The organism is Candidatus Hadarchaeales archaeon, from assembly GCA_038823825.1.
Lineage (GTDB): Archaea > Hadarchaeota > Hadarchaeia > Hadarchaeales > Hadarchaeaceae > JAVZGN01.
The window spans coordinates 194,175-217,767 of the sequence record JAWBCC010000002.1 but is presented as its reverse complement, the minus strand read 5'-3'; the positions used below and the strand labels follow the sequence as shown (position 1 = coordinate 217,767).

Here is a 23,593-nt window from a genome sequence, read left to right as displayed (position 1 = left end):
GTTCACCCTGATTTATCAAATCTTAATATTCGAGGGACGCATTATATAGGGTTGAGGTAGAAATGGAATACCTCGAAAAAATTTTGAAAGCTGAGAAAGAAGCCAGAGAATTAGTGGAAGAAGCAGAGGTCGAGGCAAAAAAAATCGTTGAAGAGGCGAGAAAGCGAGCTGATGAAATCCGACAAAACGCTCATAGAGAAGTCAAAAAAGCTGAAGAAAACTTGAGGAAAAAATATGAAAAAGAAGTGGAAGAAGAAGTTTCGAAAATCAAAAAAGATTTTGAACGAGAGTTGAAAAAACTCAGAGAGATTGCTGAAAAAAGAAGCGAGGAAATAGCAGAGCTCATCGTAAAGGAAATTTTGGAGGGCTTGAATGCTTAGGCCAAAAAGAATGAGCAAACTCTTCGCGATTTACCCCGCAAGATATCACAATAGGGTGATCTTGGAGCTCCACGAAAGAGGAATCGTGGAGCTTAAGGAAACAGAAGATAAAAGACTTGCAAAGAAAATCGCACAGGAAGAAATAGAAAAGTTGAGAGATCTCGCCAAAAGGCTGTCCAAATTGAGGGAATTCTTGGGAGAGATTTCCGCAAAAAAGATGTCGATCAGGAATGAAAGTTTTGACTACGTGATAAAAAGAGCGGAAAAAATACTTGGAAGAATTGAACCTATTACCTCTGAACTTGCCGAAAGACTGGAGAGAATTGAGAGCAAAAAAGAGGAGATTTTAAACATTATCGAAAAGTTAAAGTTGCTTGGTGAGATATGCCCGGAGTGTGACCTGAGTCTTTTGCGCTCCACAGAATACTTCAGAGCTTTCTTTGGAAGAATCCCGGAGGAAAAACTGAAATCCTTTGGGGAGGATTTGCGTGAAACTTTCGCCGGTAAAATCTTTATCTTGGCTTCAAAAGCCGGAGAAAGGAGAAACGTTCTTGTTCTTGTCCCCTCTGAAGAGTCCCAAAAACTTCTTCCGATCTTTTACAGGCACGAGTTCGAGCTAATCGAAATCCCACCACTCGAGGGTAAAATAGACGAAAACTTGAAGAGACTCGAAGAGGAGCTTGAAAAGTTAAATGACGAAAAAGAGAAACTTGAACGCACGAAACAAACCTTGGCTAAAAAATCTTCTCCGGAAATCTGCGCGGTCGAGGAAATGGTTGTGAACGTCTTGGAAAGAGCAGAAACAAACAATTTACTCGGATTCACAGAAGCAACGGTTGTGATGGAGGGATGGATTCCTCGCGGAAAAATACGGATGCTTGAAAAAACCTTAAAAACGGCGACGGATGGCATATGTATCCTGAGAGAAGAAGAAAGTCAAGAAGCACCTACCGAGCTAGAAAATCCAAAAATCGTCAAAGATTTCGAACTTCTTACAGAAATGTACGGCGTCCCAAGATATGATGAGGTGGATCCTACACCATTCCTCTCCCTAACTTTTCCGATATTTTTCGCAATAACCCTATCAGATGCAGGCTATGGACTCGCGCTTGCAGCTTTCTTACTTTCTGGCGTCTGGATAGCCAAAATCTTTCCAACAAACGTTCGCCGGATGCTTGCAGTCTGCAGTCTAACAGGAGTGATCGTTGGGATTTTCGTTGGAGGGTGTTTTGGATTTGGAGGCGGATTTTGGGTGAATCCGATTGAGAATCCGATACCTTTTCTAAAACTCGTTGTTCTTATCGGGATTCTACACATACTGTTTGGACTGGGAATTGCCGGTGTGATCAAAGATCTCCTCAGAAAAGATTGGAGATCTCTACTCTTTGAGCGGATTTCGAGGGTTTTGATTGTTCTCGGTTTTTTCGGCTTAGCTTTCTGCATTATCGGTGTAAGTTTCCGAGATTTGGGGATTGCATACACTTTTCCAAAGATAGAAATGTTCGAGGCGTTCAATCCGTTTGCCACGTCACCTAAACCCGTCGGAATTTTGAGAGCTATTTTCTACTGTGGGGTCCTGTTAGGTGTTGTAGGGGCTCTGCTAAAGGGAGAAACCATTCGATCAAAAATCGGAGAAGCCATTAACACAGTCTACGGAATAACGAGCTTTGTTGCGGATGTAGCATCCTACACCCGACTAATGGCACTCGCAATAGCAAGTGGTGTTATAGCATTTTCCATAAATTTCATAGTTTCGGTCTTCTGGGGATGGATGGTTACCCCTTTCGCTAATAGTTTTCCGAACATCCTAGTCGCTGCAATTTCCGCCTGTCTTCTGGCATTCATCTTCTTCGTTGCTCATTGTTTTAATATATTCATAAATACGTTGGGTGGTTTCATACACACAATGCGTTTACATTTCATGGAATTTTTCGGGAAATTTTATGAAGGCGATGGAAGAAAGTTTTCCCCCTTCAAGGCAAAAAGGAAATACACAAAACTAAAAAAAGGGAAGTGAATAGTAAAAGAAGGTGGGATAACAGTGGTAAATGACTTGGCTTTGGTGGTGCTTGCCGCTGGACTTGCTGTAGCAATTCCTGGGATAATGTCTGCAATAGGAGTAGCGATGGCTGGAATGGCCGCAGCTGCAGCCACTGCCGAAGATCCCAAAAAATTCTCCAAGCTTTTCATTCTAGAGGTCTTACCCGGAACCCAAGGCATATATGGATTCATCGCGGGATTTATGATACTCATTTTTACCGGAGTTTTGGGCACTGGTTTAAAGGCCGGAGTTGTCGGATTCGCTATCCTGGCCGCTGCACTCCCGGCGATATTGCAAGGTTTCACAGCGATATTTCAGGGAAAAGTCGCGACTGCAAGCGTGGCAGCGGTCGCAAAAAAACCTGAGGTGTTCACGGCGGGTATGATGTACACAGTGATGGTAGAACTCTACGCGATTCTGGGTTTGCTGGCAACAATTTTGATGCTGACGAGCAAAGCGATAATTCCCTAAGTCTCCTCGGAGGTGTGGCAAACGGAGAAAAAAGATATCGAAAGCGTAGTGAAGGATATTTTAGACCAAGCCAAGAAGAAGGCAAACGAGATAATCGAAAAAGCAGAAAAGGAAGCCGAAGCCATTTTGAGCACGGCGAAAATCCAAACTGAGAAGGAGAAAATTGCAAAGCTGAGAAAAGCCGAAGAAGAGGGAAAGTCTCTAAAAGAAAAAATGATTGCTGAGGAGAAATTCAAAGCAAGAATGAACTTTTTCTCGGAAAGGGAAAAAATAATTGACGAAATTTTCAAACAAATCGTGAAAAAAATGGAAAAACTTTGTGAAAGATCGGAATATCAAAAATGGCTTTTAGAGATCTCCATAAAATCCTGCGCGGATTTCGAAGATGGGAGCGTCGTTTTACGCGCCAATCGACGAGATCTAAAATTCCTCAACACTAAAGTTGGTGAAATCTCTAAAAAGAGTGGAAAAGCTGTGATGCTCGGGAATCCAATCCAAGCAATAGGCGGCATAAGAATAGAATCCGAAAATGGAAAAGTTGCGGTTGATCAAACGATTGAAAGCATAATTGAACGAAACAGAGAAAAAATCAGAATGAAGATCGCTCAACTCTTAAGAGGGTAGGCATGAACATTTTGATTTTACTCATCCTCTCAGCTGCGGGCATATTGGTTTTTCTGATATGGTTCGGCAGATGGGTAAGCAAGATTATGTCATATGCTTTCTGCAACACGGTTGTGAGCAGCAGAGAAACGACTCTCCTGACGGGAGAAAAGCTCATCGAGTTCGTCAGAGCTCCGGATGTTACAAATGTAGTCAAACAACTCGAGGAAATTGGACGTAAAATCACATTAGAACCAGACGGTAGCTTAGATTGGTTGAAGACCGAAAAGGAAATGCACGAGAATGTCTGCAGGGAGTTTTCGGAGATATTGGAGATTATACCAAGATCTACAAAACCAATCATCAAGAGACTTTTGGGCTATCGAGCCATGCTGAACTTAAAAACTGTGATTCTCGGGATACACGATGGAATCCCAAAAGAGGAGATAGTGACTCGACTTTTGCCATGTCCGACAGAGAATCTTCAAAGGTTCGAATTGCTCGCTTCAGCGCAATCGATCGAGAGCCTTTTGGAGTTTCTGAAAGGAGAAGAATACTACGATCTTATTGTTAAGGCTATGGATGATTATGGACGATATGGCGTCGTGGCACTCATCTCGGCAGTCGAGAAGCATTACTGGGACTCTCTTTGGAAAACCGTTAACCAGACAAAGGAGGACAGGAAGCTTTTACGCGAGATTTTTGGATTTTGGATAGATTCCATCAACCTCGTCATTTCCCTTAGGATGAAGAGATCCGGGCTTTCATATTATGAGATCGAAAGGTATCTGATTTTGCCTAGCCATGAACTCACACCGGAGATGTTCAGAGCAGTTGTGCTAGCCGAAGATTTGAAATCGGCTATACATGCGATAAGAATAACCGCTGTTGGTGAGACTCTTCAAAAACAGCTTGAGAGAATAAGAGATGTGGAAGATGTGGAGAAAATTCTAAAAAGTGCACTCATAACTAAAACCAAGTGGATGGCGATGAAAAACTTCTTCTCGATATGCCCAATCATTGTGTATATCCTTATGAAAGAAAGAGAGCTGGAGAATCTTCGTGTGCTACTTAGGATGAAGAGCGCCGGATTTACGCAGGATGAAATAAACAAGATTCTCGCCACAGAGGCGATGATGTGAGGCAAAAGGTTGGCGTAATCGGAGATCTCGAAACTATTATCGGCTTCGGATTGGCTGGGGTTGGGGAACTCTACACAGCTGGAACTATGGAGGAAAACCTAGCAAATCTGAAGAAAATGATGGAAGACCCCGAGATGGGGATAATATTCGTTACCGCCTCTGTGGCCGAAGAACTCGAACTAGACAGGATGAAAAAAGAAGTTTTCCCAATAGTAATTCCTATACCGGACAGCAAGGGTAGAAAACCAAAAGTTGATCTCACAGAAAAAGCCGTCACCAGAACACTTGGAACTAAGGTTGTGATAAGGAGGGAGGAATGAAATGGCAATGCCTTCAGCGACTTCTCAAACTAGAATGGAATTGATAAATCTCAGAAAAAAGCTTGTCTTGGCCCAGAGAGGAAAAGATTTGCTTCAGGAGAAGATGGATGCACTAGTCATGGAATTCTTCTACATCGCAAGAGAGGTAACGTATGCAAAAAAAGTTGCATTTAAAAGCCTAGAAGAAGCTCACAGACTGCTTACCGTTTGTCTTGGTGTTAACGGTACTTTAGAAACACTTCAGCATATGAGGGAGGTGAGGAAAGATTTCAAGGTAGAAATCTCAAGCAAGTTGATCATGGGTGTGGAAACTCCGCTCGTAACCGTTCATGCGAGGGAGAAAAAGGTTACAGAGAGAGGTTATGGGCTCTACACGAGTAATCCGTTGCTCGACAAAGTTGCAGAAAAGTTTGAAGAGACCTTAAAGTATCTCTGCAAGCTTGCAGAGCTAGAATCTTCCCTTCTAGCGATCGCAGAGGAGCTTGAAAAGACAAAAAGAAGAGTAAACGCGCTCGAACACGTCATAATTCCCGAAGTAAGGGAGACTATAAGAATGATAGAGATGAAACTCGGCGAGATTGAAAGAGATAACTTTGTCAGATTGAAAAGAATGAAAACCCTGAGGGAGAGAAGATGAATGAAGAGCTCGTAAAAGTAGAGTTAAACAGGCTCAACATGCACTTGCCAAGAAACAGAATCTCGCTAATGGATGCTCTCCGCAGCGAAAACCCATTTGTCATAACCAAAAGCGGGAAAATCCATTCATTTGACAGGAAAGAGTTAGAGGAGCTGGCGAAGTTGGTTGATGATAAAGAGGCTGAGAAGCTCATGCTTCCCATATTGATCGAGATAAATCCTAGTTTGGGGAGAGGGACAGCAAGGATTTCTGGGAGCCTGGAGTCCAAGGTTATCAGCAGTATCTTGAAGAGGGAACCTGCAAATGAATTGTTAATCTACCGTCCGGAAATCGCGGAGCTGAGAAGAAGATTTCCGACCACAACTTGTTACGTCTTCATAAGCGGGATAACATGAGAAAAAATCTGGCAATTCTAATGATTATTTTATATCCGGTCTGTATACTTCTTTTAGCCGCCGGGTTCTTAGCCTTCGTGCTTTCGATACTAAAAGTCGGAGTTTTGGAAATCTCCTGCGTGGTGTGGTGGTTTCTCTTTGCAGGTCTCCTTCTTCTTTTCCATGCCGGCAGAAAGATCCTGCAAAAATTAGAGTTAGAGTTTATTTTCATTGCTTTCTTGGTGATCACGGGAATATTTGGTGTTTTAAGTCTTCTCCTTCTTTAAAGTCGTTGCCCGCTCAATCATTGAGGCTAAAACTGGAAGTCCGAATGTGGATAAAATTATCAGCCAGAGAAGGCACGAAATGGAAAAAGGTAGGAGAAATCTAAAACCAGATAAAGAAACTACTATCAATGCTAGTGAGATGATCAGAGCCCAGAGATAAACCGGAGCTAAGGCTTTTTCTTTCCTCCACCCGATCTGAACTCCCTCTGCTAGTTTGAAGCCTCCAAGCATCTCGAAGAGTATTTGCAGCGAACATGTAATCGAAAGAGAAACTATTATCACTCCTGCAATCAGCGACTCTGGAGTGAGGCGCATTCCTAGGAGTGAGAAGAGACCCAGCGATATTATGAGCATGCAGAAATTGAAGATGAAAAATATTGATGTCAACCTTAGAGATCTCGAGAGAAAGAGAACGACAAGAGAAAACAGCGCAATTGGAGCAAAACATGCAAAGAAGTATTTATTGGGAGTAAGGACTTTCTCCTCTTCAACAGTTCCGATAGAGGAAAGATGGACAACGGCTGGCAGAGGATTCAGAAGTATGTGTCTGAGGTCTACTGCCTTCGACATCCCGGCCGGGACTGGTAGATTTATTCCCGAACCTTCGGCGACGCCATTCTCTGCTAAGGAGCTACTAACCGGGACTCCGATCAAGAAACCCAGAGCCCTCCTCAGCCATTCATCCGACGTTTCACCATTCCTTCTCTCCAAAAACTCGATCCGGTAAGATGATGGAATCCTCATCAGAAATTCGTCCGAGAATTCCTCTCTGCTCCCCAAAAGAATGACTCTCACCTTTTCACCAAAGTGACTGACTAGATAATCCGCAAGGTTGTCGCTCATCCAATCCTTTGGACTTGGAAAAGCTTGAACCCTTATCGCAACTTTTGAGGTATTTTCCACGAAAAATCCGCTCTCATTGTCAAAGAAAAATTCCTCCAAGTCGGTCAAGTCTTCGGGGTCGAAAATCACAATTCCATCGTGTGGTCTATCAAGGAAAAAGAAAATGTATGAATATCGTCTGCCAATTACGAAGGAGTTAAAGTTCTTTCTGCCATCTGATGTGAAGTAAACTGGAATCAAACCGACACTGCCTTCATGAGACGTCTTGCCGAATCCCAAAATGTCCGCAGGTGTGGCCGCTAGGTCTTCATCCACGAATATTTCGAGCCTTCCCCTTGCTGTGAGCAACTCTGGCTTTATTTCTCTGCTAGTCTCGATCAATATGAGATTATCACCTGCCCATCTGATCCTTTCTCCGAGAAGACCGTATGGATCTAAACGGCGCTCCAAAATCTTGATGATTCTTTCCGTTAACCTTTCTGATTTCCCACTTTTGATCTCTAGAATTTCTCCGTTAGGCAGCATGTTCCTGAGCTGTGTGGAGGTAACGGCAGACCCCACTTCAAAGGTTATCGTGTTGTTCTCCTGGTTCATTGAAATCAGTGAAACTCCCCACTGTTTTGAGAGTTCCTTCGAAATCTTGTCCCACACGCTCTTCAAATTGTTGTCATAAGAACGGAATGTCACAATCGAAGTTTCTGACTCGAGAATAATCAAAAAGTAGGATTTTGTGCCAACCCCTGATTGAAGACCTCTCACCTGCGGCGAGAGCCCCGTCCATGGTCGCCAGACTGGAAGCAGAAAGACAAAAACCACCAGCGAAAAGATGAGAAGATTTCTAGAAGCTGACATAATAAGTCACGGCCTCCTTTGGAGCCGGCTGGAAAAGCAGGCCGCCGGCGAGCCAGTACAGGTTCACTATCCCCACCACGACTCCGAGAACCAGAGCAATGAGAGAGTTTCCAAGAGTACCGACCATCAAGGAAAGCGTGGAGAGAGATGCTGCTGCTGCGATTATTCCGGCAAAGAATATAAGAGCCGAAATCTTCAGCTTGCGCATCCCTTCTTGAGATTTGATAGGATTAAGGAGGAAAATTCCCGACGTGAGAGGAAAGAGAACAGCTATCAACACAGAGGTGAGCAGCACCTCTGGATCTATGGGAATCCAGAGCGAGAGAATCCCAACAGTTTCGATAAACGTCAATAAGGACACCAGCGGAAAAAGAATGATCGTTCTTTTCCTTCTGCTCACAATGAAGGCTACTATTCCGGTTAAAATGAAGGAAACTATTCCACAAATCAGCACTCGACCAAAAGATAAAGAGAACACTGCTGAAACTGGAAAGATCTCTACAGAACCGACTCCCAAGTCGGAGAATGACTGCCGTAGGGTCTCCGCTAAGTTTTCAGAATATGGCTTTGAAATCTCGAGAAGCAGGAAATTTTCAGATTTAAGCAAAACTTTGGGACTTCCTGCAACGGACTTGACCATAGATAATAGTTCATCCATTGAAGCCCCTTCCGGCTCAACAACGCGGATTATCGTCTTCTGTGAGAAATCTCCTCCGAAATTTAGCGGAGCGACTGGTGTTACCGCTAAGCAACAGATAGCCAAGACCGCCAAGATTATCCCTATGAGCGATGTGAGCTTCATTCGCCTCCCTCACCTTTTTTATGCTCGCCATATATAACAACACGATGGGGAGAATGTTTTCTCTGGGAGAATATATCATCCTTCTGGATGAAAAAGACCGGAAATACCTAGTAAAGCTCGAAAACAGAAAGTTCAGCACAGATCTTGGGATTCTCGATTTGGGGGAGATCGTGGGGAAAGAGCCTGGCGTAAGAGTCAGAACACACCTGAACAAGGAATTTATTGCTCTGCGCCCCTCAAGGGTTGACTTCTTAGAGAAGATAAGAAGAGCTCCGCAGATCATTCTCACAAAGGACGCCGCACAGATAGTTGGAATGACCGGCATAGGACCGGGCAGTATCGTGGTTGACTGCGGAACGGGTTCCGGCGCCCTTGCGATATTCTTAGGATCTCTTGTGAAGCCAGATGGACACGTCTACTCTTATGAGAATCGTGAAGAGTTCGTTAATCTGGCCCGGAGAAATGTGGAAATCGCCGGATTGAGCGAAATCGTGACCGTGAAGCTAAAGGATGTCATAACTGATGGGATCGACGAACGGGGTGTGGATCTTGTTACGATTGACATGGGCGGACCCGAGCTCGTGGTTCCAAAAGCGGAAGAAGCTTTAAAGGTGGGAGGATACATCGCGATTTTCTCGCCTTGCATAGAACCAGTCCAAAAAGTTTACGAAGCTCTTCGGTCGAATGGATTCCGCGAGATGAAAACAGTCGAATGTTTGGTCAGAAACATTGAAGTTCGTCCAGGTGCTACCCGTCCAAGCACGAGAGTTATCGGGCATACGGGTTATATAACTGTGGCTAGAAAAGTCTAAAGCACTCGCCTTACCTTATAACCGTAATATATGACGCCGTCTTCTCCCTCTTCCCTCATTTTTCTAAAAACCACTTCGACTTCGTCTCCTATACGGACTTCAGAGGGATCACAATCTGTAACCTGTGCGGTTATTCTTGGTCCATCTTCGAGCTCCACAATCGCAAGCACGTAAGGGACTTGATCCTCAAAACCTTCTGCGGCGCTGTAAACGACTGTATAACTCAGGATTTTTCCTCTTCTGCTGAGCTTATATGGTTCCAGCTTACCCGTTCTCCTGCAATATGGACATATCGAACGAGGTGGGAAAATTACCTTATTGCAGTTGAGACATTTGACACCAATCAGATTGTACCTGCTAGGAATTTCTCTCCAAAATCTAGCTACTGCCATCAGTCACCCCTCCTCAGTATGTGAACCACAGCTGTTCCCCCAGATCCTCCAACGTTATGTGTCAAGGCAATTTCCGCACCATCTACTTGTCTTTTTCCAGCTTCTCCTCTAAGCTGTAGAACTGCTTCAACTATTTGGGCAACACCTGTAGCCCCCACTGGATGTCCCTTTCCCTTCAGACCACCGCTCGGGTTTACCGGTATTTTCCCTCCAATCTGCGTGACTCCTTCCTCCGTGAATTTTCCACCTTCTCCTTTCTTACAGAAGCCGAGATCTTCGATCGCCATTATTTCCGCAATTGTAAAGCAGTCGTGGACTTCGGCCAAATCGACATCCTCGGGCTCTATTCCGGCCATTTTGTACGCCATTCTCGCCGCCTCCGTCGTGGCTTTCAGACCAGTGAGAGACTCCCTACTGTGTAGGGATATCCTGTCACTGCTCTGACCACTTCCGGCAACGACTATCGGAATATCCGTAAACTCGCGGGCTCTCTCAAGGGGCGCAAGAATCACGCAGGCTGCGCCATCCGTTATCGGGGAACAATCGAGAAGTTTCAGAGGAGTGGCGACTGGAGGAGATTTCAGCACGGCCTCTACACTTACTTTTGTATGATATTGAGCACACGGGTTTAAACATGCGTTGGCGTGATTTTTTACAGCCACCATTGCCATTTGCTCTTCTGTTGTTCCGAACTCATACATGTGACGTCTGGCCATCAAAGCGTAAAGGGCGGGAAAGGTTACACCTTGATACACCTCCCACTCCTGATCCGCTGCTGTGGCAAGCGCTCCAACAACTTCGGCGGTCAGCAAATCCGTCATTTTCTCTATACCTGCGGCAACAACGAAGTCATGGAATCCGGACGCGACGGCCATAACAGCCTGCCTAAAGGCAAGACCACCTGACGCGCATGCCGCCTCAACCCTTGTGGAGGGAATCGGACAAAGACCGGCATGATCCGCGACAAGAGATGCTATGTGTTCTTGCTGGATAAACTGACCTCCAGACATGTTTCCGACATAAATCCCGTCTATGAGCTTTCCATCTATTCCGGCGTCCTCGATAGCCCTTATGCCGGCCTCAAGCATCATTTCACGGAATGAAACATCCCAAAGCTCGCCAAACTTCGTCAGTCCAACACCGATTACCGCAACCTTTCTCATCTCAGCAGCAACCTCCTGAACTTTAAATACATAGCATAGCTCACATATTTCTTTCTTTCGAGATAATATGCAACGCTTGGCGCAAGCTCTCTCTTCCTATCGATCGCGTCCGTAACAACGATGCTGAACGCATCGCTTCCGGCTCCGGATCCGAAAGAAACAACAAGAATTCTCTCGCCCGGCTTTGCTTGATCTAGAACCGCCGCCAGCCCCAGCATTGAGGCCCCAGAGTAAGTGTTACCTATTTTAGGGGTCAGAAGACCAGGCATAACTTGTTTTTTATCAAAACCTAGCTCCTCTGCCGCCTGAAGTGGGAACTTTCCGTTCGGCTGATGGAAGACAGCGTAAGTGAAATCTTGAGGTGTGAGCTTAAGACTGCGGAGGAGTCCGTTCGCCGCCGAAATAACATGTTTGAAATATGCGGGTCTTCCTGTAAATCTGCCGGCATGTCTCGGGTATGGTCTCATGTTCCTACGCCAAAAATCCGGTGTATCAGTTGTAAACGAGAAAGTCCCTTCAAAGACTGCTATAGTTTCCCCGTTAGCTGGTCCTATGATGAACGCTGCCCCTCCTGCTGCAGCAGTGTACTCAAGAGCATCACCCGGAGCTCCTTGCGCAGTGTCCGCACCAATAGCCATACCATATTTTATGATGCTGCTCTTCACCAAGCCTATGCACGCTTGCATCGCTGCTGTCCCGGCCTTACATGCGAATTCCCAATCGGCGGCAGTTAAGTTTGGAGTAGCCTCTATCGCCTCTGCGACGATTGTCGCCGTTGGCTTCACCGCATAAGGATGCGATTCAGAACCCACATAAATCGCACCTATTTCTCTTGGATTTATCCCGGCTCTGGCGACAGCATTTCTAGCAGCCTCAACCGCAATTGTTGCCGTGTCTTCGTCTGGCCCGGGAACCGATTTTTCTTCAAGCAAAAGACTTCTCTTTATTTGAGACGCGTCTGCACCCCAGACGCTCGCGATTTCCTCCACCTTTATGCGATAGCGCGGTATGTAGACTCCATAGCCCGTTATTCCCACTCCTAGATGGCTCATCGGTTAAGGTAAAAAACTCACGGCTTTTAAAATTTTGCCTGTTGACGTTTGCCCTTTCGACACTTGTCGACTATTTCAGGCTTCTGAATGCTTTTATCAAATCTTCCGTGGTTGACAGACGGGAAACTACGAGAGGAATTCTTAGAGTCTGCGCTATCCTGATGGCAAGCTCGTCGGGCTGTTTGAGAGATCCGTGAAGAACGATGAGACTTGGAGTTATGCCGATAACCTTCACCGCGACCATTGGAGACCGTCCGGTTGAGACTTGTGTGAAAGCGAGTGCTCGCTCTGTGCTCAATCCATATAGATAACGGAACTCGTCCGGTGAAAGCGAGAGAATCGCCTGTATGCTGTCGATTACCGTATGTCCGAATATCTTCTGTCCAAGCAGATCTTCATTCGCAAAAACTTCTCCTTTCACTGCCTCAACAATCTCACGCGCCTCGATCGGCTTAGAATACTCCTTTATCTCTAGAACCACATTCGATGAAAATCTCCCTTTGAAGAGGTGGGAGAGACTCTTTAACATCACGTTTCCTCTTTCCTCGTCTATGGCAAAGAAAGCCTCCACGATTTTCCTTATCATTGGAAGACCTGGAGATTTTCTGCGGCCAGACTCGTAGTCGCTTATGACGGAGGGTGTGATTCCTAACCTTTTAGCCAGCTCGGCTTGCCCAATCCCAAACCTTTCCCTCCAAGTGCGCAGACTATTCGGAAGATCTGGGGAAAAGGCGATTTCACCCAGGACCCACTTCATTGCGCGCTCTTTCAGCTCATCTACTTCCATCACATTCACGTTCTCGTCAAAAGTTTAAAGAGGTCTGCCTTAGTTATTATCCCAACTATTTTATCCCTCTCCGCCGTTAGTACCGCTGGGCTGTGTTCAAGAAGAGAAATAACAGAAGTGACTGGAACAGATGAATCAACAATTGGGAATGGCTCACCCATTATAGAAGAAATCCTTTTGCTCAGGATTGAAAGGGGATTGGAACTCGAAGAGAGAAGCCTGAGAACAATCCCCTCCGATATCGAGCCTAGTTGCTTCCCTTTTTCGATCACGGGAAGCTGAGAAATTCCCTTCTTTTCCATCAGCTTTATTGCCTTACTCACTCTATCGGATGGTCTAACGGAGATTACGGGAATCGTTGCTATTTCTTTCGCCGATTTAGAAACCCCGCTGCTGACAGACTCAAGAGCCCGTGCAATTTTTTGAAGGGCTGAAAATTTTGGATCCGCTTTCCCTCCTTCTATCTTCGCTATGTATGCCTGAGAAACTCCGGCAAGTCTAGCCAGCTCTAGTTGAGTTATCCTGAGTTTTTTCCTCATCCGTTTTATCTCTTCTGGTGTTAGAATCGGCATATTCTCCCCAGTTATTTTTGTAATAAGATTTAATAAGGGCAAAAAAAGAAAAGACGGGGGGCATGAGCGCGAGAAACATAATAGTTGAGGAATTCAAACAGGAGCCACTTGAGGAACAAAAGCTGGAAATCGTGGAGAGAAAAGGAATCGGTCATCCGGACACGATTTGTGATGCCATACTCGATAGAGTATCTGTCGAGCTGAGCAGAGAATACCTCAGAAGATTTAACACAATCCTTCATCACAACGCTGACAAGTCTCTCCTAGTTGCTGGAGAGGTGGAGACAAGATTTGGAGGGGGAACCATCAAGCGGCCAATGCTCTTGATATTCGGAGATAGAGCCACGGATAGAGTAGGAGATGAGATCATACCGGTCAAAGAAATCGCAATAGAAGCCGCCAAGAAATGGATAAAAGAAAATCTGAGATTTGTTGATCCAGAAAAACACATCAGATATCAAGTCGAGTTCAAACCTGGTTCCGCTGCTCTGACTGACATATTCAGAAGGGGCGGTGAGGTTCTGAGCGCAAACGACACCTCTGCGGCGGTTGGTTACGCCCCTATGACTAGAACGGAAAAGATAGTCCTCGAAGTCGAACGCTTCATGAATTCTAAAAAATTCAAGAAAGAGTTTCCCGAGGTTGGAGAAGATATAAAGGTTATGGGGTTCAGAATAAACAACAACCTTTCCCTGACTATAGGGGCCGCCTTCGTTGACAGATTCATCGAAATCGAACAAGAGTATTTCAGGAGAAAAGAGGAGGTTTTCGAAGAAGTTAAAAAATTTGTGACAGAAAAAACTGATCTCAAGTTCGACATCAAACTTAACACACTGGACGTGCCTGGAAGGGGCGTCGACGGGATATATCTAACAGTCTTAGGAACCAGCGCGGATGGAGCAGACTCGGGGCAAGTCGGCAGGGGAAACAGACCAAATGGTGTGATTCCGTTAAACCGACACGTTGGATCAGAGGCAGCGGCCGGCAAAAATCCTGTTAGCCATGTCGGAAAGATTTACAACATACTTACCCACAAAATCGCTGGGGAGATATATGAGAAGATTAACGGATTGAAAGAGGTTTACGTCTGGCTGGTGAGCCAAATTGGAAAACCAATCAACCTGCCAGCGCTTGCAGCCGCCAGGGTAATCCCGGATAGAGGAGTCTCCATCTCAGACATCAGAGAGAAAATCGTTGACGTCATCGAGTCAGAGCTCGACAATATAAAAGAGTTCTGCATGGAGCTGGCTGAAGGTAAATACTCCGTGTGCTGATTTTTCTTCACAAACTCAGATAATTTAGGGTGCTAGATGAGCGAGATTGGATGCTTTGAGATCATACAACGAGATGGGCTGGCAAGGATAGGCAAATTTTACACTAGACATGGGAAGGTCGTGACACCTTCCCTCATGCCTGTCATAAATCCCATCGACATCTTTCTGTCTCCCTCTGAGATGGTAAAATGTGGAGCAGAGATTTTCATAACAAATGCCTATCTCATGAAAAAACATTACGGAGAGAAAGCCGCAGAGTTGGGTGTTCACAAAGTAATCGGTTACGATGGACCGATAATGACGGACAGCGGGGGCTATCAGATTTTGAGATATGGCGTCATCGATACAACACAGGAAGAGATCGTCAGATATCAGGAGGCGATTGGAAGCGACATCGCAACAATTCTAGACGTTCCGACCGGTGCAAATGCGACGAGAAGAATGGCTGAGGAAACCGTGAAAATCACAATTGAAAGAGCCGAACAATTGATGAAAATCAAGAGCCGAGACGACATTCTTTGGTGTTGTCCCGTTCAGGGTGGACTCTTTACAGATCTCGTGAGGGAGTGTGCAAGGAAAATGGCAGATCTCGACTTCGCTGTGTATGCCATTGGCAGTCCGGTCGAACTGCTCGAAACCTACAGATTTGCTGAGGTTGTTGAACTGACGATGAATGCGAAGATGAACCTTCCCTTCGGTAAACCGGTGCATCTTTTTGGCGTGGGACATCCAATGGTTCTCGGACTGGCAGTGGCGATGGGCTGTGATTTGTTTGATTCTGCAGCCTATGCGCTCTATGCCCGCGATGATAGATATCTGACAGAGAACGGAACCATTAGAGTTGAAAATCTAGAGCATTTGCCCTGCAGCTGCCCGGCGTGTTCAGATTTAAACGCTCGAGATTTGAAAGAAATGGAGAAAAATGATAGAATGCTTTTTTTAACTCGTCACAATCTGTATGTGACTTTTGAGGAGATAAAAAGAATAAGACAGGCAATTGCAGAGGGTTGGCTTTTTGACCTCATCCAGCAGAGATGTCGTGCGCATCCAAAACTACTTGAAGGATTGAGAAAATTTTTGAAATACAAAGATTTCGTGGAGAGATTTGACCCAGCCACAAAAAAATCCGCATTTTTCTACCTCGGTTCCGAATCGGCACACAGACCAGAAGTTGTCAGACATCATATGAGAATCAAAAGGATTTCTCCACCACCAGCAAAGGTTCTTGTGCTGCTACCATTCTACTTGACTGAAAAATTTGAGAGAGATGAGCTTGAGGAACCAAGTTATGTTGTCAAAATCCTTCCCCCGTTTGGTCCGGTGCCAGAGGATCTGGAGGAAATCTTTCCCCTCATGCAAAACGAGATTCCGCCAGAGGTGGATGCAGAGGGTCTCGAGATCGCAATGACGGCTGTTAAAGAGTTTTTAAAAAGGCATGCCGGAAATTACGAAAAAATCATACTTTTCGACGATGGAAAGTGGGGGGATGTCCTTAAAAAAGCGTGTGAAATCGTCGGTGAAAAGCTTAAAGTCTTGAATTACTCCGAATCCGTTGCCTAGTTTGGATCAAAACAAACTTTTTAAGTCTTGGAAGAAAACCTTAAGAAAGAGCCCATGAATGATGATGGTGAAACCTGAAGGAGGTGCGAAAATGGCAAAACCCATCCACGTAAAGTTTGAGGTACCGCAAGACCTAGCGGAGAAGACTTACATATTAGTCGAAAGAGCACGGGAGAATGGAAAAATCAAAAGGGGAACAAATGAGGTTACAAAAGCGGTGGAGAGAAAGCAGCCAAAACTTGTGATAATAGCGGAGGATGTTGACCCACCGGAAATCGTTGCCCACTTACCACCATTGTGCGAGGAAAAGAACATCCCGTATACCTACGTTCCTAACAAGAAAGACCTTGGAACTGCCGCCGGGTTACAAGTGGCAGCCGCTTCCGTTGCTGTGTTGGAGCCTGGAGACGATAGTCTTCTCCGCGAAATCTTGGAAAAAATCAAAGAGATCAAGAAGTGATTGCGATGCCGGAGGAGGAGGGACCCGGCTATCCGGCCGAGGTCATCGAGATAAGGGGTAGAACTGGTGTCACTGGTGAGATTCTACAAGTGAAATGCAGGATCCTTGAGGGGAGAGATAAAGGAAGGATTATAATAAGAAATGTGAAGGGGCCCGTGCAGATCGGAGACATTCTGATTTTAAGAGAAACGGAGAGAGAAGCTAGAGAGATAAAGGTGCCGTGAAATGCCTATTATCAGAAAATGCAGCTTCTGCGGCGGGAAACTCGAACCAGGGACTGGAGTGATGTTCGTCAAAAATGATGGAATGGTGCTCTTTTTCTGCTCAAGCAAATGTGAAAGAAATCATAAATTGGGGAGAAAGCCTCAGAAAGTTAGATGGACGGAGAAATCGATAAAGGCTCGTGGGAAACAATAACTAAACCACACAATCAAGCCGATTTTCAAAATAAATATTCCTTTAACATAATGTTAATTCGGAAGAGATGGAGTGGACATGTCTGATAGTAAAGCCAGATGGTGTCATGCGTGGCTTGGTTGAGGAAGTCAAAAGAAGAATTGAAAAAAGTGGGCTCAAAATCGTGAAGGAAAAGAGAATGCGTCTGACGCGGGAGAAAGCTGAGGCTCTTTATGAGGTTCACCGTGGAAAGGACTTTTTCGGGCCTCTTATCAACTTCATGATTTCTGGAGACATCGTTGCGATGATCGTTGAAGGGGAAAACGCCATCCAGATTGTTCGTCAGCTAGTCGGTCCAACCAACCCATCAAACGCGCCAAAAGGAACCATAAGGGGCGACTTCGGGACCTCAACAAGAGAAAACGTTGTCCACGCTTCCGAATCCCCAGAGTCCGCGAGATACGAAATATCCCTTCTTTTTCCGGAAAATCCAAAGTTATGAGGACATAGAAACTAGTATTTTTTTGGGTATGCATGCCACAAATAAGACAGCCAATCATAGCAGTACTCGGCCATGTTGACCATGGAAAAACCACACTTCTGGACAGGATAAGGGGAACTTCTGTGGCTGCCAGAGAGGCCGGAGCTATAACGCAACACGTGGGGGCAACGGAGGTTCCAGCAGATGTCGTGAAAAAAATCTGCGAACCTCTACTCAAAAAGTTTAAGATCGACCTGAAACTGCCAGGAGTCCTTTTTGTAGACACTCCCGGACATGAAGCTTTCACAAATCTCAGAAAGCGTGGAGGAGCTTTAGCCGATCTCGTGACGCTCGTCATCGACATCAGAGAAGGCTTTATGCCACAAACCCTTGAGTCCATAACTATCCTGAAAAGTTACAAAACCCCTTTTCTTGTGGCGGCAAACAAAATCGACCTGATTCCTGGATGGCAACCTTTTAATACTCCTTGTTTTCTTGAAAGCTGTTCTAAGCAGACGACACGCGCGTTGCAGGTTTTGGACGAGAAAATCTACGAAATCGTTGGAAAGCTTCAAGAGCTCGGATTCGAGTCGGAACGGTTTGATAGAATCACGGATTTTCGAAGACAAGTTTGTATAGTTCCCGTGAGCGCAAAGACTGGAGAAGGAATAGCCGAGCTACTGGCGCTTCTCTTCGGGCTGGCTCAAAGGTTTTTGGAAGAGCATCTCAGACTGGAGGTCTCCGGGAATGCGCGAGGAACCGTTCTCGAAGTGAAGGAGGAAATCGGGCTTGGAAAAACGCTTGATGTTATTCTCTATGACGGCAGTCTGCGGGTTGGCGACTGGTTTTTAGTTGGTGGCGTGGGCAGACCGATAATCTCAAGGGTTCGGGCAATTCTCAGACCGAAACCTCTCGACGAGATCCGAGATCCGGAAGACAAGTTTAGAAGTGTGAAGGAGGTTCACGCGGCGGCTGGTATAAAAATCGCGGCTCCTGGTCTGGAAGATGCCATTGCAGGTGTGCCCTTTGTTGGACTGTCTACGCCTCAAGAAGCCGAAAAAGTCTGGAAAGAGATCGAACAGGAAATAGAAAAAATAAGGATAAGAAAGGACACCGTTGGATTGGTCGTTAAAGCGGATGCGCTTGGATCTCTGGAAGCAATTGAAAATGTTTTGGGTCAGAAAAACGTTCCAATAAGAATTGCCGATATAGGAGAAGTCTCGAGAAGGGATGTAATCGAAGCATCATCAGTTCAACAGACCCATCCGCTGTTCGGAGTAATTCTGGCTTTTAATGTGAGAGTTCTCGAGGAAGCGAGAGAAGCCGCGCTCAACCTTGGTGTTGATATCATCGAAGAAAACGTGATTTATCGTCTGATTGAGAAGTACGATGAGTGGTGTGCTAAGAAAAAAGAGGAAATAAAAAGAAAACAACTGGAGGGTTTTGTCAGACCCGCCAAGTTCGTTGTTAAAGCTGGCTATGTTTTTAGAAGGAGCGAACCGGCGATCGTTGGGATTTCCGTTCTCGGTGGAGTTCTTCTGCCGAAATCTCCGGTTATGCGCCAAGATGGTAAACATGTTGGAAGGATAAAAGAGCTCCAGAAGGAAAAACAGCAGCTCTCTGAAGCGAAGATGGGGGATGAGCTGGCAGTTTCCATCGAAGGGGGAATCGTTGGACGAAACTTCGATGAGGGTGACGTGCTATATACAGAAATACCTGCAGAACAAGTTCTCAGGCTAAAAAGTGATCTGAAGGACCTTCTCTCAGGCGACGAATTGGCTGTTCTGGAAGAGATAATCGCGATAAAGCAGAAAATAGACAAAACTTACGGCGTGATGTAATAAATATAAAAACTTGGAGGTTCAAGAACGGAGAGAAGCTATGAAAATCGTCATATCTGATCCAAAAACTGGCAAGAGCTACCAGATTGAGCTTGGAGAGGCGGAGAGCAAAAAGTTGATCGGAATGAAGATAGGTGATAAAATAGACGGGAATCTGCTTGGTTTACCAGGTTATGAGTTGCAGATTACCGGTGGCTCCGACAAAGACGGGTTCCCGATGAGACGAGATGTTACGGGAGCTGGGAGAAAAAAAGTTTTGCTCTCGGGCCCGCCAGGATTTCGACCTAAGAAAAAAGGTGAAAGAAGAAGGAAATATGTCCGAGGGAACCAGATCTCTGAGGCAATCGTCCAAGTGAACACAAAAATCACAAAATATGGAGAGAAACCCTTGGACGAAATATTCAAACCAAAAGAGGGATAACATCTTGCTTTTTTGGATAGCTCAAGCGTATTGTTAAAGGGGAAGGTAAATGCCGCAGGCTAAGGTAAACATAGGGATGGTTGGACACATAGACCATGGCAAAACAACGCTGACGGAGGCGCTCACAGGAATATGGACGGATACTCACAGTGAAGAGTTGAAGAGGGGAATAACGATAAAGCTCGGATACGCGGATACCATTTTCTACTTTTGTCTGGCCTGTGAGCGGTATTCTACGAGCAAAATCTGCCCATATTGCGGGAAAAAGACTGTTGAGAAACGTAGAGTTTCCTTCGTTGACGCTCCAGGTCACGAGATGTTGATGGCGACGATGCTATCTGGAGCCGCGATAGTTGACGGAGCGGTTTTGGTGATCGCTGCAAACGAGAAATGTCCTCAACCACAGACCAAAGAACATCTCATGGCTCTGAAAATTATAGGAGTAAAAAATGTAGTTGTGGCACAGAACAAAATCGAGCTTGTGCCAAAAGAAAAGGTCATAGAGAATTACCAGCAAATAAGAAAATTCCTAGACGAGATGGGATATTCGGAAGCCCCAGTAATTCCAGTTTCCGCCATACACAAGGCGAATATCGATAAGCTCATTGAGGCAATAGAAAAATATATACCAACTCCACAGCGAGACCCAACTAAGCCTCCGCTGATGTTTGTGGCAAGATCATTTGATGTCAACAAACCTGGTACACCACCGGAGAAATTGGTTGGTGGGATTGTCGGAGGAAGTCTTACCCAAGGAAAGCTAAAAATTGGAGACGAAATAAAGATCGCCCCAGGTATTGAAATAACCAAGAGTGGAAAAACATACTGGCAGCCGCTTGAGACAAATGTCGTAAGTCTTCAGGCGATGGGTGAACCACTTGAAGAAGCGGGGCCTGGTGGGCTTATTGGAGTTGGAACCGATTTGGATCCTTCACTGACAAAAGCTGATGCTTTGGTGGGGTCTGTCCTTGGATCTCGCGAACACTTGCCTGAAGTTTTGGATAAAATCGAATTCGAAGTCAAGTTGCTTGAAAGAGTTGTTGGGTTGTCGGAGGAGATGGAGGTCAAACCACTGACGATGAACGAGCCTTTGATGGTGAACATCGGAACTGCCACTAGGAGTGGTATAATAACACACATCAAAGGAGAAAGGATCACCGTCAGTCTGAAATATCCGGTATGCGCGGAAAGAGGATGGAGAGTAGCAATCAGCAGAAGAGTTGCAAACAAGTGGCGTTTGATAGGGTATGGCGTCATTATCTAACAAAAGGAAGATCGAGGTCGTTGCTGACACGAGCTTTTTGATGATTCCGGGAATGTATGGGGTGAACATAATCGATGAACTTGAAAGAGTGACAGAGGGCAAGTTTGTACTCTTGGTTCCGACAGCGGTGGTCGGAGAGTTGGAGAGAATCGCTGAAAAGAAGAGCGCTAAAGAAAGAGCCGCAGCAAGAATCGCTCTGGAAATCGTGAAAAAGTGGGGAAAGGTGATAAAGGCTGACGGTCCGGCGGATGAGGTCATAATCAAACTAGCCGCTAAAAGAGCGGTAGGTACTGGAGACAGAGAACTCAGAAAAAAATTGAGAAGAATGGGTATTCCTACAATATTTTTACGCCAGAGGAACCATTTAGAAGTTGAAGGTTATATGGAGGGATGAAATTTGGATTACATTCTTCTCTCCGTTCTAACTGGGGTTGTTGCTTTGGTTTATGCAACTATACGGGCGTTGATCATTCTCAAACACAAAGTTGAAAACTGGAAAATGCGGGAAATCTCCGAGATAATCTATAGAGGAGCGCTCACTTTCCTTAATCAAGAATATAAAATAATCGTTGCTTACGCGATTGTGGTTTTTGCTGTTTTGACATGGATAGACATAAAAATTGCCATGAGTTTTTTGCTTGGCGGCCTTTGCTCTGCCTTGGCCGGGAATATAGGAATGAGAATAGCAACGAAAGCTAACGCGAGAACAACAGAAGCCTCAAAAAGAAGCATCGGAGAAGGATTAAGCATGGCTTTTGCAAGTGGACTCGTCATGGGTATGTGTGTTGTAGGACTTGGGTTAACTGGGTTAGGCATCATCTATCTCCTAACTAAAAATGTGAGCACTGCCGTTGGATTTGGATTTGGAGCCAGCTCGATTGCTCTTTTCGCCCGTGTTGGCGGAGGCATATACACCAAATCGGCAGATATGGGCGCCGATCTCGTTGGAAAAATCGAAAAAAAGATTCCTGAAGATGATCCAAGAAATCCTGCAGTCATCGCAGATAATGTTGGAGACAACGTTGGGGATGTTGCCGGAATGGGGGCAGACCTCTTTGAGTCTTATGTAGGGTCCATCATAAGTGCGATAACGCTTGGGTTTGTGTTGGGGCACGAGTATGTATCGCTTCCCTTCCTCTATGCGGCTGTCGGAATAATATGCTCGATCATCGGCTCATTTCTCGTGAGGGGAGGAAAAAAAGCAGATATAGGGGCTCTACATTCAGCGATGAACAGAGGTATCTTCACAGCCGCTATCTTAACATCTGCTATTGCTTTTCTCCTCACTCTGAGAATCGTGGAAAACGTTCGGCCTTTCTTTCCGTTTCTTAGCGGGATAATTGCTGGAATAATCGTCGGATTGACGGCCGAATATTACACTGAAAGCAGATTTGGTCCGACCAGACGCATAGCAGAAGCTTCCAAAACTGGGGCTGCAACAAACCTTCTGACCGGTTTCTCCACGGGAATGATGAGCGTTTTCATTCCCGTGATAACGATATCCGCCGCGCTGCTCATCTCTTATCAATATCAAGAGCTTTACGGGATCGCGATCGCCGGTGTTGGCATGCTCAGCACCCTCGGAATCACGCTAGCAGCAGACTGCTACGGTCCCGTTGCAGACAATGCTGCTGGAATTGCTCAGATGACCGGAGCCGGACAAGAGGTGAGAGAGAGAACGGAAAAGCTTGACGCCGTTGGGAACACAACGGCAGCGATAGGAAAGGGATTCGCGATAGGATCCGCCGCCCTCACGGCTCTCGCTCTCTTCGCCGCATATGTTCACACGATGAGGGAAAAAGGGTTCCAGTTGGCTTTGACAATAACAGAACCGAATGTGGTAGCTGGACTCTTCATTGGCGGAGCCCTGCCTTTCCTCTTCTGCGCGCTCACAATGTCTGCTGTTGGTAAAGGAGCATATATGATGGTTGAAGAAGTGCGAAGACAGTTCAGAGATCCGGCTATTATGAGTGGAAAGAAGAAACCAGACTATAACCGATGCATAACGATCAGCACTCGTGTGGCTCTTAGAAACATGGCGCTTCCAGCTTCCATCGCCGTACTTTCGCCCATCATACTTGGTCTCCTTCTAGGACCGGAATCCGTGGCTGGGCTGTTGGCTGGGAGCACGACGGTGGGACTCATGCTCGCCTTAACCCTCGCAAACTCCGGCGGAGCATGGGACAACGCGAAAAAATACATTGAAGAGGGAAACTTTGGAGGAAAGGGAAGCGATGCCCACGCTGCCGCCGTGGTCGGAGATACCGTTGGGGATCCTTTCAAAGATACTGCTGGACCATCTTTAAACATTCTGATAAAGCTAATGGCTATGACCGCCCTTCTCTTTCTACCTCACATCCTTTGAT

27 protein-coding genes are annotated in these 23,593 nt (G+C 45.7%); 20 read left to right on the top strand and 7 right to left on the bottom strand.

Annotated features, from left to right (window positions below; translation table 11 throughout):
• Nucleotides 1-62 precede the first annotated feature (62 nt).
• Genes QXF64_03680 through QXF64_03640 form a run of 9 tightly spaced genes read left to right on the top strand, consistent with a single transcriptional unit; the run spans nucleotide 63 to nucleotide 6,255 of the window.
• The gene (locus tag QXF64_03680; GenBank protein ID MEM1689585.1) at nucleotides 63-380 is read left to right on the top strand and encodes a hypothetical protein; all 318 of its coding nucleotides are present in this window, start codon (nucleotides 63-65) and stop codon (nucleotides 378-380) included.
• Nucleotides 373-2,397 carry a V-type ATP synthase subunit I gene (locus QXF64_03675; GenBank protein MEM1689584.1) on the top strand — a complete coding sequence of 675 codons (2,025 nt, stop codon included), beginning with the start codon at nucleotides 373-375 and terminating at the stop codon, nucleotides 2,395-2,397. Before QXF64_03680 ends, QXF64_03675 begins: the two co-directional genes overlap by 8 nt.
• A 24-nt stretch (nucleotides 2,398-2,421) precedes the next feature.
• Nucleotides 2,422-2,892 carry a V-type ATP synthase subunit K gene (locus QXF64_03670; GenBank protein ID MEM1689583.1) on the top strand — a complete coding sequence of 157 codons (471 nt, stop codon included), beginning with the start codon at nucleotides 2,422-2,424 and terminating at the stop codon, nucleotides 2,890-2,892.
• 12 nt (nucleotides 2,893-2,904) lie between these two features.
• Nucleotides 2,905-3,516 (top strand): V-type ATP synthase subunit E family protein, encoded by a 612-nt coding sequence (locus QXF64_03665; GenBank protein ID MEM1689582.1) that lies wholly within the window; start codon nucleotides 2,905-2,907, stop codon nucleotides 3,514-3,516.
• Nucleotides 3,517-3,518: 2 nt separating this feature from the next.
• Nucleotides 3,519-4,637 carry a V-type ATPase subunit gene (locus tag QXF64_03660; protein ID MEM1689581.1) on the top strand — a complete coding sequence of 373 codons (1,119 nt, stop codon included), beginning with the start codon at nucleotides 3,519-3,521 and terminating at the stop codon, nucleotides 4,635-4,637.
• Nucleotides 4,634-4,957 carry a V-type ATP synthase subunit F gene (locus tag QXF64_03655; GenBank protein ID MEM1689580.1) on the top strand — a complete coding sequence of 108 codons (324 nt, stop codon included), beginning with the start codon at nucleotides 4,634-4,636 and terminating at the stop codon, nucleotides 4,955-4,957. The genes QXF64_03660 and QXF64_03655 overlap by 4 nt, the downstream gene beginning before the upstream one ends.
• A gap of 1 nt (nucleotide 4,958) precedes the next feature.
• Nucleotides 4,959-5,594, top strand: coding sequence for a V-type ATP synthase subunit D (locus tag QXF64_03650; protein ID MEM1689579.1), 636 nt, complete (start codon nucleotides 4,959-4,961; stop codon nucleotides 5,592-5,594).
• The gene (locus tag QXF64_03645) at nucleotides 5,591-5,989 is read left to right on the top strand and encodes a DUF61 family protein (GenBank protein MEM1689578.1); all 399 of its coding nucleotides are present in this window, start codon (nucleotides 5,591-5,593) and stop codon (nucleotides 5,987-5,989) included. The genes QXF64_03650 and QXF64_03645 overlap by 4 nt, the downstream gene beginning before the upstream one ends.
• The gene (locus QXF64_03640) at nucleotides 5,986-6,255 is read left to right on the top strand and encodes a hypothetical protein (GenBank protein MEM1689577.1); all 270 of its coding nucleotides are present in this window, start codon (nucleotides 5,986-5,988) and stop codon (nucleotides 6,253-6,255) included. The genes QXF64_03645 and QXF64_03640 overlap by 4 nt, the downstream gene beginning before the upstream one ends.
• Here QXF64_03640 and QXF64_03635 read toward each other — a convergent pair.
• Both QXF64_03635 and QXF64_03630 read right to left on the bottom strand, forming a co-directional pair.
• Complete coding sequence (locus QXF64_03635; GenBank protein MEM1689576.1) at nucleotides 6,235-7,950, bottom strand: hypothetical protein; 1,716 nt, start codon at nucleotides 7,948-7,950, stop codon at nucleotides 6,235-6,237. The two genes, QXF64_03640 and QXF64_03635, sit on opposite strands and share 21 nt — an antisense overlap.
• Complete coding sequence (locus tag QXF64_03630; GenBank protein MEM1689575.1) at nucleotides 7,937-8,752, bottom strand: hypothetical protein; 816 nt, start codon at nucleotides 8,750-8,752, stop codon at nucleotides 7,937-7,939. The genes QXF64_03635 and QXF64_03630 overlap by 14 nt, the downstream gene beginning before the upstream one ends.
• 44 nt (nucleotides 8,753-8,796) lie before the next feature.
• Between QXF64_03630 and QXF64_03625 the strand changes: the two genes are divergently transcribed.
• The gene (locus tag QXF64_03625; protein ID MEM1689574.1) at nucleotides 8,797-9,564 is read left to right on the top strand and encodes a tRNA (adenine-N1)-methyltransferase; all 768 of its coding nucleotides are present in this window, start codon (nucleotides 8,797-8,799) and stop codon (nucleotides 9,562-9,564) included.
• On the opposite strand, the gene QXF64_03620 is transcribed toward QXF64_03625, so the two are convergent.
• The 5 genes from QXF64_03620 to QXF64_03600 form a co-directional block, all read right to left on the bottom strand.
• Nucleotides 9,561-9,956 (bottom strand): Zn-ribbon domain-containing OB-fold protein, encoded by a 396-nt coding sequence (locus QXF64_03620; protein MEM1689573.1) that lies wholly within the window; start codon nucleotides 9,954-9,956, stop codon nucleotides 9,561-9,563. The genes QXF64_03625 and QXF64_03620 overlap by 4 nt on opposite strands.
• Complete coding sequence (locus QXF64_03615) at nucleotides 9,956-11,119, bottom strand: thiolase domain-containing protein (protein ID MEM1689572.1); 1,164 nt, start codon at nucleotides 11,117-11,119, stop codon at nucleotides 9,956-9,958. The genes QXF64_03620 and QXF64_03615 overlap by 1 nt, the downstream gene beginning before the upstream one ends.
• Complete coding sequence (locus tag QXF64_03610) at nucleotides 11,116-12,171, bottom strand: hydroxymethylglutaryl-CoA synthase (GenBank protein MEM1689571.1); 1,056 nt, start codon at nucleotides 12,169-12,171, stop codon at nucleotides 11,116-11,118. The genes QXF64_03615 and QXF64_03610 overlap by 4 nt, the downstream gene beginning before the upstream one ends.
• A 70-nt stretch (nucleotides 12,172-12,241) precedes the next feature.
• Nucleotides 12,242-12,958 (bottom strand): helix-turn-helix domain-containing protein, encoded by a 717-nt coding sequence (locus QXF64_03605; GenBank protein MEM1689570.1) that lies wholly within the window; start codon nucleotides 12,956-12,958, stop codon nucleotides 12,242-12,244.
• Between the two features lie 5 nt (nucleotides 12,959-12,963).
• A complete protein-coding gene (locus QXF64_03600) occupies nucleotides 12,964-13,530 on the bottom strand; it encodes a CBS domain-containing protein (protein ID MEM1689569.1) in 567 nt (188 codons plus the stop codon).
• 62 nt (nucleotides 13,531-13,592) lie between these two features.
• Between QXF64_03600 and QXF64_03595 the strand changes: the two genes are divergently transcribed.
• The 10 genes from QXF64_03595 (at nucleotide 13,593) to QXF64_03550 (ending at nucleotide 23,592) form a co-directional block, all read left to right on the top strand.
• Nucleotides 13,593-14,804, top strand: a complete 1,212-nt coding sequence (locus QXF64_03595) for a methionine adenosyltransferase (GenBank protein MEM1689568.1) — start codon at nucleotides 13,593-13,595, stop codon at nucleotides 14,802-14,804.
• A 36-nt stretch (nucleotides 14,805-14,840) separates the two neighbouring features.
• Nucleotides 14,841-16,364, top strand: a complete 1,524-nt coding sequence (gene tgtA / locus QXF64_03590) for a tRNA guanosine(15) transglycosylase TgtA (GenBank protein MEM1689567.1) — start codon at nucleotides 14,841-14,843, stop codon at nucleotides 16,362-16,364.
• 58 nt (nucleotides 16,365-16,422) lie between these two features.
• Nucleotides 16,423-16,824 (top strand): 50S ribosomal protein L7Ae, encoded by a 402-nt coding sequence (rpl7ae, locus tag QXF64_03585; GenBank protein MEM1689566.1) that lies wholly within the window; start codon nucleotides 16,423-16,425, stop codon nucleotides 16,822-16,824.
• A 5-nt stretch (nucleotides 16,825-16,829) separates the two neighbouring features.
• Complete coding sequence (locus tag QXF64_03580) at nucleotides 16,830-17,048, top strand: 30S ribosomal protein S28e (GenBank protein MEM1689565.1); 219 nt, start codon at nucleotides 16,830-16,832, stop codon at nucleotides 17,046-17,048.
• A gap of 260 nt (nucleotides 17,049-17,308) precedes the next feature.
• Nucleotides 17,309-17,722: a nucleoside-diphosphate kinase gene (ndk, locus tag QXF64_03575; protein MEM1689564.1), complete on the top strand. Its 414-nt coding sequence runs from the start codon at nucleotides 17,309-17,311 to the stop codon at nucleotides 17,720-17,722.
• A gap of 32 nt (nucleotides 17,723-17,754) precedes the next feature.
• Nucleotides 17,755-19,542 carry a translation initiation factor IF-2 gene (gene infB / locus QXF64_03570; protein ID MEM1689563.1) on the top strand — a complete coding sequence of 596 codons (1,788 nt, stop codon included), beginning with the start codon at nucleotides 17,755-17,757 and terminating at the stop codon, nucleotides 19,540-19,542.
• Nucleotides 19,543-19,582: 40 nt separating this feature from the next.
• Nucleotides 19,583-19,963: a 30S ribosomal protein S6e gene (locus QXF64_03565; protein MEM1689562.1), complete on the top strand. Its 381-nt coding sequence runs from the start codon at nucleotides 19,583-19,585 to the stop codon at nucleotides 19,961-19,963.
• Nucleotides 19,964-20,012: 49 nt separating this feature from the next.
• Nucleotides 20,013-21,227 carry a translation initiation factor IF-2 subunit gamma gene (locus QXF64_03560; protein MEM1689561.1) on the top strand — a complete coding sequence of 405 codons (1,215 nt, stop codon included), beginning with the start codon at nucleotides 20,013-20,015 and terminating at the stop codon, nucleotides 21,225-21,227.
• The gene (locus QXF64_03555) at nucleotides 21,211-21,621 is read left to right on the top strand and encodes a hypothetical protein (protein ID MEM1689560.1); all 411 of its coding nucleotides are present in this window, start codon (nucleotides 21,211-21,213) and stop codon (nucleotides 21,619-21,621) included. The genes QXF64_03560 and QXF64_03555 overlap by 17 nt, the downstream gene beginning before the upstream one ends.
• Before the next feature lie 3 nt (nucleotides 21,622-21,624).
• Complete coding sequence (locus QXF64_03550; protein MEM1689559.1) at nucleotides 21,625-23,592, top strand: sodium-translocating pyrophosphatase; 1,968 nt, start codon at nucleotides 21,625-21,627, stop codon at nucleotides 23,590-23,592.
• Nucleotide 23,593: the final 1 nt, after the last annotated feature.